Origin of the sequence: Paraburkholderia phytofirmans OLGA172 (assembly GCF_001634365.1) — a bacterium.
Taxonomy (GTDB): Bacteria; Pseudomonadota; Gammaproteobacteria; order Burkholderiales; family Burkholderiaceae; genus Paraburkholderia.
This window is the reverse complement of sequence record NZ_CP014578.1, coordinates 1,457,778-1,476,215: the sequence shown is the minus strand read 5'-3', so window position 1 is coordinate 1,476,215 and position 18,438 is coordinate 1,457,778. Positions and strand designations below refer to the sequence as shown.

Sequence of the window (18,438 nt, the reverse complement as noted above, 5' to 3'; positions counted from 1 at the left end):
AGAGCACGCTATGAGCGCTGCCGCGATTTAGCAAGTTTTGAGTCGCTTTTTTGATAGCCTGCGGTGGTGGTTGTTTGGCTGTTTGCCTACGGCGTGGAGTTTTGCCTGGATGGTTTGCCGCGAAGGCAAACAAAACTTCATTCAATCCCCAACCGAGCCCGAATCGCGGGCAACATATGCTCCACCGCCGCACGCCCTTCTTCAATAGCCGGCCCGGCACGGTGAAAATCAAAAATCCCCATCCCGCCCAGCCGCGGCTGAATCAGAATATCCGCCGGTTCGCCAGCAAGGCGACTCCGTGTAATCCGCACCTGCATGATGTCAATACTCTGCGCGATCGAACTCAGCATTGACGGCACGCGCGCACTCGGCGCCGGCGGCACGCGCACATCGTCGGAAGCGCTCCCTTCGGCAGGGGCAAGCCAGCGTGGCCAAGGCTTGCCGTTACGGCGCAGTGAAACCGGCGGCGGTGCAGCCGGATCGAGCGCGGGCGTTTCGACCACCGCGCCGCCGAAATCGCGGCCATTCAGAATATCGTTGTTCAGATCGACAGCGATCACGCAGTCCGCCCGCATGCCGCGCGCCACCGAAACCGGCACCGGATTGCTCAAGCCGCCGTCCACCAGCCACACGCCGTTGTAAAACACCGGCGTGAAAATCCCCGGAATCGCAATCGAGGCGCGCACCGCGTCAACCACGCTGCCGTCCTGCAACCAGCTCTCGCGCCCCGAATCGAGTTCGGTGGCCACCGCCGCGAACGGCAGGTTCAACTGGGCGATCGAGCGGCCATTGAATTTGTCCGCGAATATCTGGATCACCTTGCGCCCGCCAAGCAATCCGCCCGACAGCCGCAGATCGAGCAGCCGCACCACCGTCTGCCAGGTGAGCCGCGAGACCCACTCCTCCAGCCAGTCGAGGTCGCCGTTCGCGTAGACCGCACCCACCAGCGCGCCGATCGACGTGCCGCACACCACGTCCGGCTTGATGCCCGCATCCTGTAACGCGCGAATCGCTCCGATATGCGCCCAGCCTCGTGCTGCTCCGCCCCCCAGCACCAGCCCGATACGGCTGTATCGACGTCGATGTATCATCTGTTCCCTGCCTTTTATCACCTATCTATCGCCTATCTATCGCCCACGTATCACGTCCGAGCGCGATGTCGTGTACACCTTCTGATATTGATCGAAGTGCACGTTGAAAATGCCTTCTTCGGTCACGCCGCCCTCGCGCCACTTCCAGCTCCATACGGTTTCCGGCTTGAGCGGAAACACGGCGATCTGGCCAGGCTTGCCGAGCAGGCGGCGCACTTCGTCCTCGGTCATGCCGAGGCGAATCTTCCCGAAGTTGTCGGCGGTCAGCACCTGCGTGATAGCTTGCAATTTGCCGTCACGGTCGATGTCGACCATGTACGTGTTCAGTCCTTGCGGGCCACGCGGATATTCAAAGCGCTTCGAGCCGTCGGTAAAGGTGCGCTCGGTCTCCGGCTTGCCCATCTGGTCGCGGATCTGCGCCTCGGTCGTGATGCCCGGCGTCATATTCCTGAGTAATAGCGCATCCGGCTTGACGGCGTTGAAGAATTCCTTGAGTTTTTGCACGGCACGGTCGCTCTGTTGATCGTCGCAACCGGTCAGTGCAACGCACGCGGCCAGCATCGCGACGGTAAGCAATTTGAGGCTCACAGCGAGTTTCCTGTACAGATGCGACGCGGCAATTCGCCCGCATCCCGTTGTGTAGGGGGTACTACAGGATAACCGCGCATGGAAAAAACCGCGAGCGAGAGCGGCAACGGGGTCATAAGCCGTCGTGCGACGTGGCTTGGCGACAGGGGGGGCGAAACCTGAGAAAACCGTGGCCACAAGCAAAAAGGCGACGCTGTGCAAAGCGTCGCCAAGTCGGTCGATACGGCCAGAACCGGCAAATAACCAGCGGCCAGACAGCCGCCAGAAACAAAGCACCGCGGACGACGCGCAGCGATCCGGTCCCGGGCGAAGCGGTGAGAGACCTTGGCCTCTGACCTTGCGCCATCGCCGGAATGGCGGACCGCTGCTTGTTTGGCCGCCCTGGTCCCCCGATAAGCCTTTCAGGTGCAGCCAATCTAAACGGATTGGCGGATTTAGACGAGAGCGCGTTTACACCGAATCGTCAGATGATTTTCTGTTCGCGGCGCTGGCGCTGTTCTCCTTCGGCGCGGACAAAACACAGCAAAACCCGTGCGGTCGTAGTGAGCCGCGTGACTCAGATCACCCGAAAACCGTGCGTACCATCGCGTCCAAGTTGAGCAATGAGCCCGTACTCCCATTCCAGATACGCGTTCATCGCTTCTCGCGCATTCTCGGTTCCCTCATACGGACGACGATAACGATCGATGCGCGGCGATGCCAGACGCGTCTCACCACTTTCCACGACCAGGCCCGTGTCAATCCACGCGCTCGTGCCGCCGCTCAGCACCTGCACCGGCTTGCCCGTCAACGCGGCCAGCTCAGGCGCGGCGAAGCGTGCAAGAAGACTGCTGCCACAGGTCGCCACATAACGTTGCGCATCCGGCAGCTTGCGCAGCGCTTCATCGAGTTGCCCACGAATCACGAACCACGCGCCCGGAATATGGCGCTTCACATAGTTCGCGCTGGTCGTGAAATCCAGCACGACGGTGCCGGGCGATTGCAGGAGAGCAACCAGGCCGGCCGGCGTGATCTCATCGACAGCGGGCGGCGTGGGTGCAAAGCGTGCGGCGGGCGCTGGGCCTTTTTCGCTGAAGTCCGCATTGCCCAAGCCGTCCACTACGTACACCTCGACGTTCATCTGCGCGAGCCACGACGCGGTCATGTTCGCGCGCACGCCATCGTTGTCGGCGAGGATTACGCGCGCGCCGCGCACCGGCGCGAACAGGTCGGTCTCCTGCACGAGTTGACCGCCGGGTGCGTTGCGAAAACCGGGTACGTGCCCCGCTTCGTATTCTTCCGGCGTGCGCACGTCGAAGCGATAGACGGTGCGTACCGCTTCGCCGGCCCAACGGCGCGCTTCGTCGCGCGACGTGCGGCCCACCTTGGCACGATCCGCCACCCCACGCGCGGAATCGGCGGCGGCGAGACGAAGTGTGTCGTCGACAATCGGATCGAAGCGGCGCGAACTGCCGTGCGCGAGCGCCTGACCGGCAAGCGTCCAGCCGATGGTGCCGTTGCGCAGCGCCGCAACCGGATTTGGCAGGCCCGCATTGATCAGCGACTGCGCGCCGATGATGCTGCGCGTACGGCCCGCGCAATTGACGATGATGCGCGTCGACGGGTTCGGCGCAAGCTGCCGTGCGCGCAGCACCAGCTCCGCGCCCGGCACGCTGACGCTGCCGGGAATATTCATGGTCTGGTATTCATCGAAGCGGCGTGCGTCGAGCACCACCACATCGGCATCATGATCGAGCAGCGCCAGCACCTGCGGCGCTCCGAGTGACGGCGTATGGCACTCGCTTTCGACCAGTTCGCCGAATGCCTTGCTCGGTACGTTGACATCCTGGAACAGCTCACCGCCCGCTTCGCGCCAGCCTTGCAAGCCACCGTCGAGCAGCGCGACATTGGTATAACCCAACTCGCTCAGACGGCGCGCGGCGCGTTCGGCAAGCCCTTCGCCGTCGTCGAACACGACGACCGGCACGTCGCGGCGCGGCAAGCGGACAGGCGCGTCCAGTTCGAGCCGCGACAACGACAGATTCGCAGCGAACAGCGGATGACTGCGCGCGTGCGGATCCTCCTCGCGCACGTCGACGAGCGCGATTTCCTCGCGCTCGAGCAGTGCGCGGCGCACGTCTTTGAATGATCTGATACGGAATTCTTTAGCGAAACTCATGAGATCAAGGACTCCCTCGAAACATTCCAGATACTCGGCAACACGTCGTTCGAGTAGCCGGAGATAAAGGTTTTGCGGCCTCTGCCGGCGGGATAGACGGAACGCGTCACCGCGCCAATATGTCCACCGTACACGTGAATGCTGATCGACGCACGATCACCGCCGCAAAGAAAAGCAGGTGCCCGCCCCGCATAGGGGCGACGCCAATAAACCAAACCCCCTTCCACGAACGTGGACATCCCCAGCCCATCAGCAGAAAACCAAAACCTTTGCCACAATGCCCCATCGCGCGAAAGCGCCCGAAACAGCAAATGAACAGAAAGATGATCCCCTTCTCGGTCCTCGACCTATCACCGGTCACCGCAGGCGCCACCCCCGCGGACGCGTTCAAAAACACACTAGACCTCGCCCAGCACGCGGAAAACTGGCACTACCGCCGCTTCTGGCTAGCAGAACACCACAACATGACCGGCATCGCCAGCGCGGCCACCGCAGTGGTGATCGGCCACGTCGCCGGGGGGACAAAGACAATCCGCGTCGGCTCCGGCGGCGTCATGCTGCCAAACCACGCACCGCTCGTCATCGCGGAACAGTTCGGCACCCTCGCTTCGCTCTACCCGAACCGCATCGACCTGGGCCTCGGCCGTGCCCCCGGCACCGATCAAAGCACCGCCCGCGCGCTGCGCCGCGATCTGCAAAATAGTGCGGAGTCTTTCCCCGACGACGTCGTCGAGTTGCAACGCTATTTCGCCGACCCCGTGCCGGGCCAGCGCATTCGCGCGGTCCCCGGCGCAGGTCTGTATGTGCCGCTGTGGCTGCTCGGCTCGTCGCTGTACAGCGCCCAGCTGGCCGCGGCACTCGGTCTGCCGTTCGCGTTCGCGTCGCACTTCGCGCCCGACCACATGTTCACCGCGCTGAAGGTCTATCGCGAACAATTCCGTCCGTCGGCAACGCTCGATAAGCCGTACGCCATGGTCGGCGTCAATCTGTTCGCCGCCGATAGCAACGACGAAGCGCGGCGTCTGTTCACTTCGCTGCAACAGCAGTTCATCAACCTGCGGCGCGGCACGCCCGGTCAACTGCAGCCGCCAGTCGAGCAGCTCGAGGCGTCGGAGATGGAGTTGAACGGCGTCGCGCATTCGCTCGCCTGCTCCGTGATCGGCGATCGCGATGCGGTACAGGAAGGGCTGCTGTCTGTCATCGATCAGACCGGCGCGGATGAATTGATGCTGACCGCGCAGATCTACGATCACAAAGCGCGGCTGCGCTCGTTCGAGATCGCCGCGCAAGTGCGCGAAGCGTTGAGCGCCGGCAGGTAATAACGCCAACAAATAGCAAAAAGGGCGGCCTGTCTCAGCACAGGCCGCCCTTCCTTTTTTGTCGATCATCGACTGGCTAGCCTGAGTACACAAACGTCAGGTTGCCCACCGGCAATGCTCACGGCGCCCCGTCAGACCGTGCCGCGTGAAGCGTGCAGGCCGCGCGCCGGCAAGCCAACGTCCGAACCCCGTTCAGCGCGGACCATTCTGCGACGCGCCGCCGGACTTTGCCGCCGCACGCGCAAACTGACAGACAGCGGCATCGGCTGGTGTGGCACGCGTATTGCAGCGGCTCACCTCACGCTCTATGTGCCGTGGCGCACGGATGCATCCGGCGCAAGGGTTGATCGTTCGCAAGTCGGCCGCACAAGCGGCATCCGCACAATTCACACTATTCGCCCGTGGCAAATCAGTGCTAGAAGTAGAAGACGGGCCCGCGAAGACGGCGCCGCCCTGCCGCACGAATCAATAACGCAGAGCGAGAGAACAAGACCATCCGGGGCACACTAATCAGCAACTAGCTTGCATGGGACCGGGGTAAGTGCTTTGCATGGGACCAGAGTAAGTGCTTTGCATGGGGCCTGAGTAAGCGCTAAAGCGCTAACTCAGGCCGACAGCTAAAGCGCCAACTCTGGCCGACAGCTAAAGCGCTAACTCCGGTCGACAAAGGAGACAGACATGGAAACTCCGGCACGGCTGAACGATCTGCAACGCACCACCCTCGCCATCGTCCTTGCGGGCGGACGGGGCACGCGGCTCGGGCCGCTCACCAACAAACGCGTCAAACCCGCGGTGCACTTCGGCGGCAAGTACCGGATCATCGACTTCGCGCTCTCCAATTGCCTGAACTCCGGCATCCGCCGCATCGCGGTCGTCACCCAATACAAGGCACACTCGCTGTTGCGCCACCTGCAGCGTGGCTGGGGCTTCCTGCGCGGCGAATTCGGCGAATTCATCGATCTGTGGCCGGCGCAGCAGCGTGTGGAAGGCGCCCACTGGTACCGCGGCACAGCAGACGCCGTGTTCCAGAATCTCGACATCATCCGCTCGATCCGGCCGAAATACGTGGTTGTGCTGGCGGGCGACCATATCTACAAGATGGACTACACGCGCATGATCGCGGATCACGCGGAAAGCGGCGCGGATTGCACGGTCGGCTGTATCGAGGTGCCGCGCATGGACGCCGTGGCCTTCGGCGTGATGGCCGTCGATGAAAACCGCCGCGTGACCGGCTTCGTCGAGAAACCCGCCGATCCGCCCGCGATGCCGGGCCGGCCGGATTCGGCGCTCGCCAGCATGGGCATCTACGTATTCAGTGTCGATTACCTGTATTCGCTGCTCGAAGAGAACATCTCGAGCGTCGACACCGATCACGACTTCGGCAAGGACATCCTGCCGCGAGTCGTCACGCAAGGCACGGCGATCGCACATCCGTTCAGCATGTCGTGCGTGTCGTCGGACCCGACCGTTGAGCCGTACTGGCGCGACGTCGGCACGATCGACGCCTACTGGGCAGCCAACCTGGACCTCGCCTCCACCATTCCGACGCTCGACCTGTACGACCGCAACTGGCCGATCTGGACATATCAGGAGCAATTGCCGCCCGCCAAGTTCGTGCGCGACCTGAAGGGCCTGCAAGGCACCGGCAACAATCTGATCGTGTGCGGCGGCTGTGTGATCTCCGGTTCGCAGATTTCGCGCTCGGTGTTGTCGTCGAACGTCAAAGTGAGTTCGTTCTGTAATATCAATGAGGCAGTCTTGTTGCCGCAGGTCACCGTCGGCGCGAGCTGCCGGCTGCAGAAAGTGGTGATAGATCGCGGCTGCACCATTCCGGATGGCACGGTGATCGGCGAAGATCCCGTGGCCGACGCCGAACGCTTCTATCGTACCGACGACGGCGTCGTGCTGGTCACGCCCGAGGCGCTGCGGCAAAAAGGGAATTGATCCTCGCCGGGACGGCAAAACGAACGGGCTGGCGGAGCCAGCCGCCCGTCTTGCCGCTCGTGTAGACCCGACGCAAACCAGCACTCACAGGAACGAGACCGAGCCTATGACGATTCGCGCCCTGCACGTCGCAAGCGAGCTGTATCCCCTCCTCAAAACGGGCGGTCTCGCCGACGTCGCGGGCGCATTGCCGCCCGCATTGATCGAGCGCGGCGCCGACGTGCGCGTGCTGCTGCCCGGCTTTCCGGCGGTGGTCGCGGGCTTGGCCGACCTGCGGCCAGTGGCGCAGCTGGGCCGCCGTTTCGACTCGCCGGGCGTCACGCTCGAACAGGGCACGCTGTCGTCGAACGGCCTGATCGTCTATATGATCCGCGCCGGCACACTGTACGACCGGCCCGGCAACCCCTATCTGAACGACGAACACGTCCCGTACGGCGACAATGCGCAACGCTTCGCCCTGCTCGGCTGGGTTGCCGCCCAACTGGCGCAGCACCTCGACCCGGCGTGGGCGCCGCAGATCGTCCATGCGCACGACTGGCACGCCGGACTCGCACCCGCCTATCTGAAAGCGGCTGAACGGCAGCACGGCCGCTCGTTCGCGCGCAGCGTCTTCACGGTGCACAACCTCGCGTATCAGGGTGTCTTTCCGGCGCATCAGTTCGGCCAGCTGGCGTTGCCGGACGACTTCTTCAGCATGCACGGCGTCGAATTCTATGGGCAGTTGTCGTTCCTCAAGGCAGGCCTCTACTACAGCGACCGGATCACCACCGTCAGCCCGACCTACGCCCGTGAAATCCAGACGCTCGCTCAGGGTGGCGGGCTCGACGCGTTGCTGCGCCATCGCTCGCACGATCTGAGCGGCATCCTGAACGGCGTCGACTACTCGGTGTGGAATCCCGCCACCGACGCGCTGCTCGACGATCACTACACGGCTACCCGTCTGGCCGGCAAACTGGCCTGCAAGGAAGCGCTGCAGAAGCGCTTCGGCCTCGCGCAGAAAAGCGATGCGCTGCTGTTTGGCGTGGTGAGCCGGCTAACCGAACAGAAGGGCCTCGACCTGCTGCTCGAGACGGTCCCCGAAATTGTCAAACGCGGCGGCCAGCTGGTGGTGTTCGGCACCGGCGACCCGGCGCTCGAAACCGGTCTGAAACGCGTCGCGCACATGCATCCGGAATCGGTGGCAGTCGAACTCGGTTTCGACGAAACACTCGCGCATACGATCGTCGCCGGCAGCGACGTGATCGCGGTACCGTCGCGCTTCGAGCCCTGCGGGCTGACGCAACTGTATGCGCTGGCCTATGGGTCGCTGCCGCTCGTGCATTGCGTCGGCGGCCTGGCGGACACGGTGGTCGACGCGTCGCTCGAAAATCTCGCCGACGATCTCGCCACCGGCTTCGTGTTCGAACGATTCGAGCCGAAGGGCCTTACAGCCGCGATCCGCCGCGCGTTTGCGCTTTATGACCGCCGCCCCGAATGGAAAGCCACGCAGCGTCGCGCGATGCATCAGGATTTCGGCTGGGGCGCCTCGGCCGAGCGCTATCTGGCGCTGTATCGCGAACTCGCCTGATCCCCCTACCCGTTTGATGGTTCGACGCAACAACACGGGGACGGATCGACTCGCGCGTGACAAACTCATGTATTGTTTCCTGACTATGCAGACCGCGCATTTTTCTTGCACTATCTGAATCAGCCACGCCGCTTCAGGCGCCCGGCCAAGGCCGGTTCGTTATCGCGGCCATTCATCTGTTCTCACTGATCGCGCATCACCGTTTGCGCGGGCCACATCATGACGAAAAACGTTCTGAGCATCCAGTCACATGTCGTCTTCGGGCACGCCGGTAACAGCGCGGCCGTGTTTCCGATGAGCCGGCTCGGCGTCAATGTCTGGCCGCTCAATACCGTCCAGTTCTCGAACCACACGCAGTACGGTCATTGGACCGGCAGTGCGATCGAGGCATCGCAGATGGAAGAGCTTGTAGAAGGAATCGGCGCGATCGGCATGCTGCCGCGCTGCGACGCCGTGCTGTCCGGCTACCTGGGCACGCCCGAGCAGGCGCAAGCGGTGCTGGAGATCGTCAAGGCCGTGAAGGCCGCCAATCCGCGCGCGTGGTACTTCTGCGATCCGGTGATGGGCGCCGCGAGCGGCTGCAAGGTCGAACCGGGCATCCAGGAATTTCTGGTACGCGCCATGCCGGCGGTGGCCGACGCCATGGCGCCGAACCATACCGAGTTGCAGCGGCTCGTGGGCCGCGAGATCGAGACGCTCGAAGAAGCCGTGGCCGCGTGCCGCGAGGTCATCGCCCGCGGGCCCAAGCTCATGCTGGTCAAACATCTGCTCGATCGCAACAGCCCCGCCGACCGGTTCAACATGGTGGTCGTCACCGAGCGCGAAGCCTGGATGGGGCAGCGTCCGCTCTACCCGTTCGCACGGCAGCCGGTGGGCGTCGGCGATCTGACGAGCGCGGTGTTTGTCGCGCGCACGCTGCTGGGCGATTCGATCCGCGCGGCCTTCGAGCACACGCTGGCCGCCGTGAACGCAGTGGTCAAAGCGACCTGGCAGGCTGGGCGCTATGAACTGGAACTGGTGGCCGCGCAGAACGAAATCGCGCAACCGCGCGAATGGTTCGACGCCTGGGTAGCGGAAGAGACAGCGTAGCCGCCAGGTGCCCTGGCGCGGTTCAACACGCGCCCGTGCGGCCCGCTTCAGTTGCCAGCCGATCCCACACCCGGCACGTGAGCCGCGTTTTTCAGCCGGGCGTCCTATAATGCGTGCCGCGTAGGACCTGGCCGCCAGCCGCCTACGCCGCATTTTTCAGGCATCCGGGCGTCCGGGCGTCCGGGCGTCCGGGCGTCCGGGCGTCCGGGCGTCCGGGCGTCGGGCGTCGGGCGTCGGGCGTCGGGCGACCGGCATCCGGCATCCGGCATCCGGCATCCGGCATTCAGCAGACGAGGCATCGATGGACGGTTATATCCGCAGCGAGCGGGAAGAATTTTTTGAACAGTTGTGCATGAGCGTCGACGCGGACGAAGCGCACGAGCAGGAAGCGATCGAGTACTTCGAGAACCAGTTCGACCAGAGCGACTTCGATCCCGCACAGTGGCTCGACATTGCGCTTTACTATTCGCTGGCGGTGGCGCGCGGCATCGTCGATATGGTGACGCCCGACGACAAGGCACGCAGCAATATCGCCGAAATCATCGCCGACAACCTCGACATTTCGTACGGCGAGGACGAGTGCCAGCAGTTCGCCGAGACGATCGAATTCGCGTTGAACAACAGCGTGCCGGTGGATCTCGACCTGGTGCTCGACGGCTGCCAGCGCGCGATCGACGATCTCGACACCTGGGCCGACGAAGAGACCAAGGCGCCGCTGCTGCGTCTGCGCGAAGAGTTGCTGCGCCAGCAAGGCGAGCATTGAAGGTATTTGCCTAGCCTGCTGCAGGTTGTTTTTCGCTGGTCGTTTTCCCACGTCTCATTGGCACATTCGCGGCTTCTATGCCGCGGTGCGCTGCTGCAGCACAGCCGGCGCGCTCGCGCCGCGCATCCCCCTCGTTCTTAAGCATGTGCCGCAATCCGCACCTACGTGTCGCCGCGGACAGGCCGCCAGCCTAAGCGCTGCGCAGGCTATGCCGAAATGCTCATTCAAAGCGCCGCGAACTGCCAAGACGGCTGCAAATTGGCTTTCTATATTCGCGCCAGATTGACCGATATGTGAACGCCACGGCGCGTCCGCCCCCCAAGGGGACTTCCTTCGGGGCGGGAGACTTCCTTCCGGGCGGCGGATTTCCTCCGAGGCGGGGGATTTCCTTCGGTGTAATCCAGCATTGTTAATGGTGACCGATCATCCGTACCCTTGATGACGTGCGCCATGCGAAGTCAAACCAATGCGTGCGCGTCAATCCAGCGTTACCGTCTTGCCGCTTTCACACCTGAAACTGTCGATGGAGAGAGAGACCATGAGTCTTCGCAACACGCTGAAACCGCTTGCTCTGTTTGTTGGCGCCACCTTCGCGGTCGCGCCGCTGGCCAGTTTCGCCGACGACCTGCCGGTGAAGATCGGCTTCGCCGCGCCGCTGACGGGCGCCAACGCCGGCTACGGGAAGGATCTGGAGAACGGTGTCCGGCTTGCAATCGAAGAAGCCAACGCGCAGAAGATCAAGATCGGCGACAAGGTCGCGCAATTCCAGCTCGTCTCCGAGGACGACCAGGCCGACCCGCGCGTCGGCGTGCAGGCCGCGCAGAAGCTGGTCGACGCTGGCGTGTCGGCGGTCGTGGGCCACTTCAATTCGGGCACGACGATTCCTGCCTCGCAGGTGTACGAGCAGGCCGGCATTCCGGTGATCGACCCGGCCGCGACCAATCCGATCATTACCGGGCGGGGCTTCGCGAACACCTTCATGGTGATTTCCACCGATGCGCAGAACGCCGGCAACGCGGGCGTCTACGCCGTCGAGGTGACAAAGGCCAAACGCATTGCGATCATCGACGACCGCACGGCGTTCGGCCAGGGCGAGGCCGACGAGTTCGAGAAGGCAGTGAAAGCGCATGGCGGCACCATCGTGACGCGCGAGTACACCGACAATCACGCAGTGGACTTCAGCACGCAGATCACCAAGATCAAGGCGACCAACGCGGACCTGATTTTCTTCGGCGGCCTGGATACCCAGGCGGCCGGCTTCGCCAAGCGGATGAAGCAATTGGGGCTGAACGCGCAACTGGTGGGGGGCGGCGGCGTGATGGACCAGGACTTCATCAAGCTCGCCGGCGACCCGGCCGAAGGCGTAATGGCCTGGGAATACGGCCGACCGTTGGCCCAGTTGCCGGGCGGCAAGGACTTTTCCGCGAAGTTCAAGAAGCGCTTCGGGGTCGATATCCTGTCGTACGCACCGTTTGGGTATGACGGGGCATGGGCCGCGATCAAGGCGATGCAGCAAGCGAAATCGAACTCGCCTGCGGTCTACCGCCCAGTGCTCAAGGCGATCGATGACGACGGCGTGACCGGGAAGATTTCTTTCGACAGCACCGGGGCGTTGAAGAGCGGCGCTTCCACGCTGTATCAGGTCAAGAACGGGAGCTGGGTTCCTATCGTGACGAAGAGCGGAAGTTAAGGGTCTCCCTTTGCCCATCACGGCGTGATTGTTAGCGCGGCAGCGGCGGTACTTTTTTACCGCCGATGCCGATGCCGATGCCGATGCCGCTGCCGCTGCCGCTGCCACACGAGCCTATTTGACCTCCTTCACCACCACCTCGGCATCGAGATCCCGCTCGATCCGGACAAGATCGTCCTTCACGCCGGCAAATTCATCGGCAGAGCACATCTGATGCCCAAACGCGGCGCGAAGGTGCCGCCTGACCTGCAAGACCCGCGCGGCAGGATCGAACACGTAGCGGGCAGAAAACTCGAAGAAACGATCCTGCACCGTGGCATCCGGGGGCACCTCCGTCACGCGGGCAAACCTCGGCAGCGTCATTTCCAGCGTCTCGTCGAATTCCCCGCCGATGCAGGCCCACGGCTGCGTCCTGGCCGGCTCCGCAAGCCACGCCTGCACCTGCCCCGCCATTCCGCCGGACAAGCTCGTCAAGGCGGGCACGGCCGTCGTGCCGTCGGTCCAGACAAAGTGCTCGACCCGTCCCTGCATCGATATGGAAAACGGTCCATCCGTTGCAGTCAAATCGCCCGCGCGCAGCTGCGCTGTGCCATGCAAGCCCGTCAGCAATAGACGATTCGCGGCAATCTGCTGCGTACGCTGGCGTGTCGCGCGCCGGAACGTGTTGCGCTCCAGCTCCGCGGTATAGCCGGCATCTTCCACGCGATAAGCGTAGTTGGCCGCCCCGCTCTCATCGACGTCGATCTGCAGGCGCGCCATGCGCTCGCGCCACTGGGTGGCCGGCGTGCGCGCCAGCACGCCGTCGTCGACCAGCAAAACGGGCCGGTCCATCACGCTCGGCGGCAAATAACCAAAACCCACGCCGCCTGCCGTGGTGTCGGCAAATAACGATAGATAAGGAATCCAGACGATTGCATGATTGATCGCGCTGCTTCCATACCCCGGCACGGACGGCAAGCTATAGTACGGCCCGAGATTGAGCAGCACGGCCTCGCTGCGGATGCCGGCCGCGGCCAATAGCGCGCTGTACAACGCGACGTGATCCTTGCAGTCGCCATAGCGGTTGTGCAGGATGTCGATCGCCCTATGCGGGATCGCCGCCGTCTCGCCGAGAAACAGCGCGACGTAGCGAATATTCAAACGCATCCAGTCGTACAGTATCTGCGCTTTCGCGCGCGGGTCGCTGGCCTTTCCGGTCAGGCTCTGCGCGAGTTCAACGATCGCCGGGTCGCTCATCGTCGCGTCGGCAGCTGGGCCGCGATAACGCGCGGCGAAACTCGCGAAGTCCGGCACCGTCGACACCATCAGCCGGTCGCCCCAGTTCGCATAGCCCACCGCGCCCGTTTCGAGCGGCGCATACGGGCCGTGCCGGTAGTCGAACTCATAGCGGGTGCGGCCGTTTGCCGTGACCGGCGCCAGCGCGACATAGCCGCGCGCATCGGCATAGAGCGGCACGTCGGCGGGCAGGTCGAAAATCAGGCGCTGCATCTCGACGGGGTCGCGCGTCGGTTCGACCAGATACGCGAAGGTGCCGGCCTGCAGAGGCTTCGTGCGGGTTTTGCGAAACGCCAGATGCACGCTCGAGCCGGGCTCGACGCCCGGAAAGATCACCGTGCGCAACACCCCGTCTTCGAAACTCGGCGCGCCCGCCGAACGGGGTTCCTGCACGTCGCGGATCGCCTCGGGGCCGACCGGATGCGCGACGCCGTTCGGGTCGATCGTTTCCGCAGCCAGCAATTGCACCTGCTCGATGTCCTTGTTGAACCACACGTAGCGTTGCGCGATATCGTCAACGCCGCTCGTCGTGTTGGCCCGCAAGACCGTGTCGTCATGTTCTTCGACGGAGCCGTCTTTCTGGATCACGAAGAGATGGACGTCACGCTCCACCGTCGAGGGTGAAAGGTCGTCGTTGGGGATGCTGGCGGAACTGGACGTGCTTGACGTGCTTGACGTGCTTGACGTGCTGGAGGTGCTGGACGTGCTGGAGGCGCTAGACCTGCCCGGACCGCTCGCGGCACTGCCTTCAGCCTGCGCGGCGCTTGCGCACGCAACCAGCGCCAACGCGGCGGCCACCTTCATGAACGCAGCGCACAGGATCATGCGCGACGCGCCCTGCCCCGCGCGCGCCACGCACGCGGACTCGACGCAAACTCCGCGCGAAACGCATGATTGAAATTCGACAGATCGTTGAAGCCGCAATCGAGCGCGATATCGACGACCTTCGCGCTGTCGTCGTGAAGACGCAGCGCCGCCGCTCGCAAACGTGCCCGCAGCACATATTGATGCGGCGTCACGCCGGTCACGCGCTGGAACGTGCGCAGGAAATAGAACTCGCTCAGCCCCGCCGCGGCGGCGAGGCTCGCGAGGGGTGCGCGTTGCGCGAGCGCCTGCTGCAAAGTGTCGGCAATTTTCCCCAAGATGCACCTCGGCTGAATCCGTATTGTGGTCACTGCGCGCGTGGCGCGTGACTTACATCAATCCGCTCCCCCAATTTGCCCGAGCAAAGCCTGCAACCGCTCCACATGCCTGAGCAGCAAATGCCGATGCTTTTCGATCTGTTCCAGCCGGCCGGCCAGGTCGGCCTGAATCGGGTCGTCGAGATCGGCGGCGGCGATCACGTCCTCCACTTTCGAGCGCATCGATGCAAGGTCCACCGGCGCCTGACTCAAATGCCGCTCGAAACGCCGCACATCCTGTATCGCCAGATCGCGAACTTTGCGAAAGTGAGCCTGACGCCGATGCGCTTCGGCGTCGAGCGTCTCTTCTTCCACGCGTTTGGCCGGACCCGCCTGGCCGAAAATCGGCTCAGGCGGGCGCAGCACCGTCTTCTTGCGCACCGGATGCGCCGTGCCGCGAAAACGCGCAAGCGGCTGTTCGTTGTCGATCGCTTCGCGCGCCTTGGGCGGTATGTCCTGCTCGGTATGCGGCACGTTCATCCAGCCATTCGGCAAGCCCGTGACCGCCTCGATGCCGCGCACGAACTCCTCGCTGAATTCGCGCTGGCCGGACAACATCAATTTCAGATAGCTGGCGGAAAAGGTCATCATGCGCGCCAGACGCGTCGCGGCGCCAACCTCGCGGGTTAGCAGCACCAGGTTCGCTCGCCAGACCGGGAGCAGCAATTCGTCGGAATCTTCCATCGCTGGGCCTTCCATTTTTTGCCCGATGTACGGATGACGCGATGCACACACGTCATCGTTCTGAAAGGGTAGCCGCTTCAGCGCCTGGCGCGCAATGCCCGCACGCGTATCCTGCGACGCTCGATGTGCCGAAATGGCACGCTACTGCGCGCCGCTGTCCGGGGATAAACCGCCACGATGCCAGGCGCTTTGAGTTGACCCGTGCATTCGGCCAGCGTTCCCGCGCTTCACGCGCGATGTGTGGCATCCTTTCGAACCGTTGCGGCACGCCGCGTGCTGCAGCGTTAGCACCACCACCATGAATTAAGGATTTTGTAATGAAGAAGATTGTTCTCGCCATCGCAGCAACCGTCGTCACCCTGAGCGCGATCGCTCCCGCCCAGGCTTATGAGCACCATCGCGAATGCCACAAGGTGCGCGTCCACCATCACTGGGAACGTCGCTGCCACTAAGCGTTACGCAGCCCACACGGTGCACGTTGGAGAGCCCCGCCATAAGCGGGGTTTTTTGTGGCCGCTGCGCTTCGGCGCGGCGCGGGTCAACCCGGCGGTTCAACACCGCGGTTCACCCTTTAGCGGAACCTTCGACGCTCTATACGTTCGGCGCGAAAACCGCAGCATGCAATCACGGACACATGCTGTTACACCTTTGCGGTGTGAGCCGACGCGGTTGCGGCCTCGCGGAATGCGAAGCGCGGCGAACCGCGTGGCGAAGATGAGAGGGATATCCGTCACAGCAGCGCGCTCAGGCTGCCGCCGGCAAACTGCCGCCGTCACGCTGCGCTAACGCGCTCCAACGCCGTCGCCATAAGTTGTTCAAGCAAAGGCTCGATCTTCACAGCCAGCGTTTCGTCGTACGCATACGGCATCTGCTCCTCCATATACGTAATCTGCGACAACTCGAGCTGTACCGCGTGCACACCCTGCGACGGCTGCCCGTACTGGCGCGTGATATAGCCGCCCTTGAACCGCCCATTGGCAACAGCGGAATAACCGCCATGCCGTTCGACTACGGCGGCCAATTCCTCCCCCAATCCCGCCACCGCGCTCACGCCATTCGACGTGCCGAAATTGAAATCCGGCAGACGTCCTTCGAAAAAACGCGGCACATGCGAGCGAATCGAGTGCGCTTCCCACAGCAGCACCTTGCCGTGCTTCGCCTTCAGCGCGGCGAGCTCGCGCGCCAGCGCGTCGTGATAGGGCTTCCAGTAAACATCGCGCCGGCGCGCGACTTCGGCGTCCGTCGGCAGATGGCCTTCCAGGTACAAGGACTCCTTGTCGAAGGTATCGACCGGCAGCAAACCGGTGGTGTCCTGCTCCGGATAGAGGTTCGCGCCATCGGGCGGACGGTTCAGGTCGATCACATAGCGCGCGTACGTCGGCGCCAGGATCGACGCGCCCATGCGCTTCGCAAACGCGTAGAGGCGATCAAGGTGCCAGTCGCAGTCGTCGGTGCGCTGCGCGGCCGGCGTCATCGTTGCGGCGATATCGGCGGGAATTTGCGTGCCCAGATGCGGGATCGAAATCAGCAACGGCAGGCTTCCCTGATGCAGCGATAAAACCGGCGGAGGTGTGGCAGTAGATGAAGCAGTCATATCAGTCCGGAATCGATGAATCGATAAAAGTCGAAGGTTCAACTCATTCGGCAATATATTCGGCCATTCACGCGAGCATTTCGCTTCAGCGAGTGGCGTCAGCGCCTTACTTGAGCAGGTCGGCGAGCGCCCCGCGATAGCGCGCGTAAGCGCTCTCTTCGTCGCGATGGCGGCGGTTGTCGACGACCTTGTCGCCGCCGGCATAGACGTCGCGAATCGGCGACTCGCCATGCTCGCAGAATACAACGCCCGAGAGCCATGCGTTCGGCGCGTGCTCGGCGATGCTCGAATGATCCGGATCGAGCACCAGCCAGTCGGCACGGCGGCCCGCTTGCAGTGCGCCGACCGCACGACCCGTAGCATGCGCGCCGCCTTCGAGCGCAGCGTCGAACAACCGATCGGCCACGTGCGTAGCCTGCGACGATGCCAGCACATTGCGCTGCCGACGCGTGAGGCGCTGGCCGTATTCGAGCAAGCGCAATTCCGAGCGCCAGTCGACGCCGATATGGCTGTCCGAGCCCACACCGATGCGCCCTTGCGCGTCGAGATACGCGTGCGCCGGAAAAATGCCGTCGCCGAGATTGGCTTCGGTGGTCAAACACAGACCGGCGACCGCGCCGCTTTTCGCGAGCGCAAGCGTTTCGTTCGCATCGACATGCGTGGCGTGCACGAGGCACCAGCGGCTATCGACGTCGAAGCGGTCGAGCAGCCACTGCACCGGCCGCGCACCTTCGGTTTCAAGGCAGGCGTCGACCTCGGCGGTTTGCTCGGCGATATGGATGTGAACCGGCGCGCTTCTATCGATGCCGTTCAGCAAGGCACGCAACGAATCGGCCGATACCGCGCGCAATGAATGGGGCGCTACGCCATAACGCAGAGCAGCATTCTCGGGACGCGCCGCACGCAACGTACCAAGCAGATCGAGCAGACCCTCCGGCGTGTTGATGAAACGCTGCTGATCTTCACGCGGTGCGCGCGAGCCGAAACCGCTGTACTGATACAGCACGGGCAGCATCGTCATGCCGATGCCGCTCGCCGAAGCGGCATCCACCACGCGCTGCGCCAGTTCCGCAGGGTTCGCATAGTGGCTGCCATCCGGCGAGTGGTGCACGTAATGAAATTCGCAGACCGACGTATAGCCCGCCTTCAGCATCTCGATGTACAGCCACTGTGCGACGGCAGCGAGCCCTTCCGGCGTGATTCGCGCGGCGAAGCGGTACATCAGGTCGCGCCAACTCCAGAAGTTGTCGGTAGCGTTCGCACGATATTCGGTCAGACCGGCCATCGCGCGTTGAAACGCATGCGAGTGAAGATTCGGCATGCCAGGCAACACCGGGCCGGCCGCCTTTTGTACACCGTCCTGAACAGCCGCCGTATCGGGCGTAACCGACGTCAGGGTGCCGTTTTCGTCCCATTCCAGCAGCACATTGCGGCGCCAGCCGTCGGGTAAATAGGCATGATCGGCGAATAGCGATTGTTTGGATTGCATCATCTC

The 18,438-nt window shown here is 63.4% G+C and carries 15 protein-coding genes; 7 read left to right on the top strand and 8 right to left on the bottom strand.

What is annotated here, in order from left to right; genetic code table 11:
• Window positions 1-137: 137 nt before the first annotated feature.
• The 3 genes from AYM40_RS06360 to AYM40_RS06350 form a co-directional block, all read right to left on the bottom strand.
• Window positions 138-1,091, bottom strand: coding sequence for a patatin-like phospholipase family protein (locus tag AYM40_RS06360; RefSeq protein ID WP_063495483.1), 954 nt, complete (start codon window positions 1,089-1,091; stop codon window positions 138-140).
• 36 nt (window positions 1,092-1,127) lie between these two features.
• Complete coding sequence (locus AYM40_RS06355) at window positions 1,128-1,679, bottom strand: hypothetical protein (protein WP_063495482.1); 552 nt, start codon at window positions 1,677-1,679, stop codon at window positions 1,128-1,130.
• Window positions 1,680-2,235: 556 nt separating this feature from the next.
• Window positions 2,236-3,837 carry a rhodanese-related sulfurtransferase gene (locus AYM40_RS06350; protein ID WP_063495481.1) on the bottom strand — a complete coding sequence of 534 codons (1,602 nt, stop codon included), beginning with the start codon at window positions 3,835-3,837 and terminating at the stop codon, window positions 2,236-2,238.
• Between the two features lie 323 nt (window positions 3,838-4,160).
• On the opposite strand from AYM40_RS06350, the gene AYM40_RS06345 reads away from it, so the two are divergent.
• From AYM40_RS06345 to AYM40_RS06320, 6 genes are all read left to right on the top strand, one after another.
• A complete protein-coding gene (locus AYM40_RS06345; RefSeq protein WP_063495480.1) occupies window positions 4,161-5,156 on the top strand; it encodes an LLM class flavin-dependent oxidoreductase in 996 nt (331 codons plus the stop codon).
• A 678-nt stretch (window positions 5,157-5,834) separates the two neighbouring features.
• On the top strand, window positions 5,835-7,100 hold the full coding sequence (gene glgC / locus AYM40_RS06340; protein ID WP_063495479.1) for a glucose-1-phosphate adenylyltransferase: 1,266 nt from the start codon (window positions 5,835-5,837) through the stop codon (window positions 7,098-7,100).
• A gap of 106 nt (window positions 7,101-7,206) precedes the next feature.
• Window positions 7,207-8,667, top strand: a complete 1,461-nt coding sequence (gene glgA, locus AYM40_RS06335; protein WP_063495478.1) for a glycogen synthase GlgA — start codon at window positions 7,207-7,209, stop codon at window positions 8,665-8,667.
• Window positions 8,668-8,886: 219 nt separating this feature from the next.
• Window positions 8,887-9,756, top strand: a complete 870-nt coding sequence (pdxY, locus tag AYM40_RS06330; RefSeq protein WP_063495477.1) for a pyridoxal kinase PdxY — start codon at window positions 8,887-8,889, stop codon at window positions 9,754-9,756.
• A 301-nt stretch (window positions 9,757-10,057) separates the two neighbouring features.
• Window positions 10,058-10,519, top strand: coding sequence for a hypothetical protein (locus AYM40_RS06325; protein ID WP_063495476.1), 462 nt, complete (start codon window positions 10,058-10,060; stop codon window positions 10,517-10,519).
• Window positions 10,520-11,057: 538 nt separating this feature from the next.
• A complete protein-coding gene (locus AYM40_RS06320; RefSeq protein ID WP_063495475.1) occupies window positions 11,058-12,209 on the top strand; it encodes a branched-chain amino acid ABC transporter substrate-binding protein in 1,152 nt (383 codons plus the stop codon).
• A 114-nt stretch (window positions 12,210-12,323) separates the two neighbouring features.
• On the opposite strand, the gene AYM40_RS06315 is transcribed toward AYM40_RS06320, so the two are convergent.
• Genes AYM40_RS06315 through AYM40_RS06305 form a run of 3 tightly spaced genes read right to left on the bottom strand, consistent with a single transcriptional unit; the run spans window position 12,324 to window position 15,349 of the window.
• On the bottom strand, window positions 12,324-14,309 hold the full coding sequence (locus AYM40_RS06315; RefSeq protein WP_236720902.1) for a DUF3857 domain-containing transglutaminase family protein: 1,986 nt from the start codon (window positions 14,307-14,309) through the stop codon (window positions 12,324-12,326).
• Entirely contained in the window at window positions 14,306-14,626 is a 321-nt protein-coding gene (locus AYM40_RS06310) for a helix-turn-helix domain-containing protein (protein WP_063495474.1), read from the bottom strand. Before AYM40_RS06310 ends, AYM40_RS06315 begins: the two co-directional genes overlap by 4 nt.
• A 57-nt stretch (window positions 14,627-14,683) precedes the next feature.
• Window positions 14,684-15,349 carry a hypothetical protein gene (locus AYM40_RS06305; protein ID WP_063495473.1) on the bottom strand — a complete coding sequence of 222 codons (666 nt, stop codon included), beginning with the start codon at window positions 15,347-15,349 and terminating at the stop codon, window positions 14,684-14,686.
• Between the two features lie 317 nt (window positions 15,350-15,666).
• Between AYM40_RS06305 and AYM40_RS43240 the strand changes: the two genes are divergently transcribed.
• Window positions 15,667-15,801 (top strand): hypothetical protein, encoded by a 135-nt coding sequence (locus AYM40_RS43240; RefSeq protein WP_256390477.1) that lies wholly within the window; start codon window positions 15,667-15,669, stop codon window positions 15,799-15,801.
• Between the two features lie 320 nt (window positions 15,802-16,121).
• Here AYM40_RS43240 and hutG read toward each other — a convergent pair whose 3' ends face one another.
• Complete coding sequence (hutG, locus tag AYM40_RS06300) at window positions 16,122-16,943, bottom strand: N-formylglutamate deformylase (RefSeq protein ID WP_063495472.1); 822 nt, start codon at window positions 16,941-16,943, stop codon at window positions 16,122-16,124.
• A 106-nt stretch (window positions 16,944-17,049) separates the two neighbouring features.
• On the bottom strand, window positions 17,050-18,435 hold the full coding sequence (locus AYM40_RS06295) for a formimidoylglutamate deiminase (RefSeq protein ID WP_063495471.1): 1,386 nt from the start codon (window positions 18,433-18,435) through the stop codon (window positions 17,050-17,052).
• Between the last annotated feature and the right edge of the window lie 3 nt (window positions 18,436-18,438).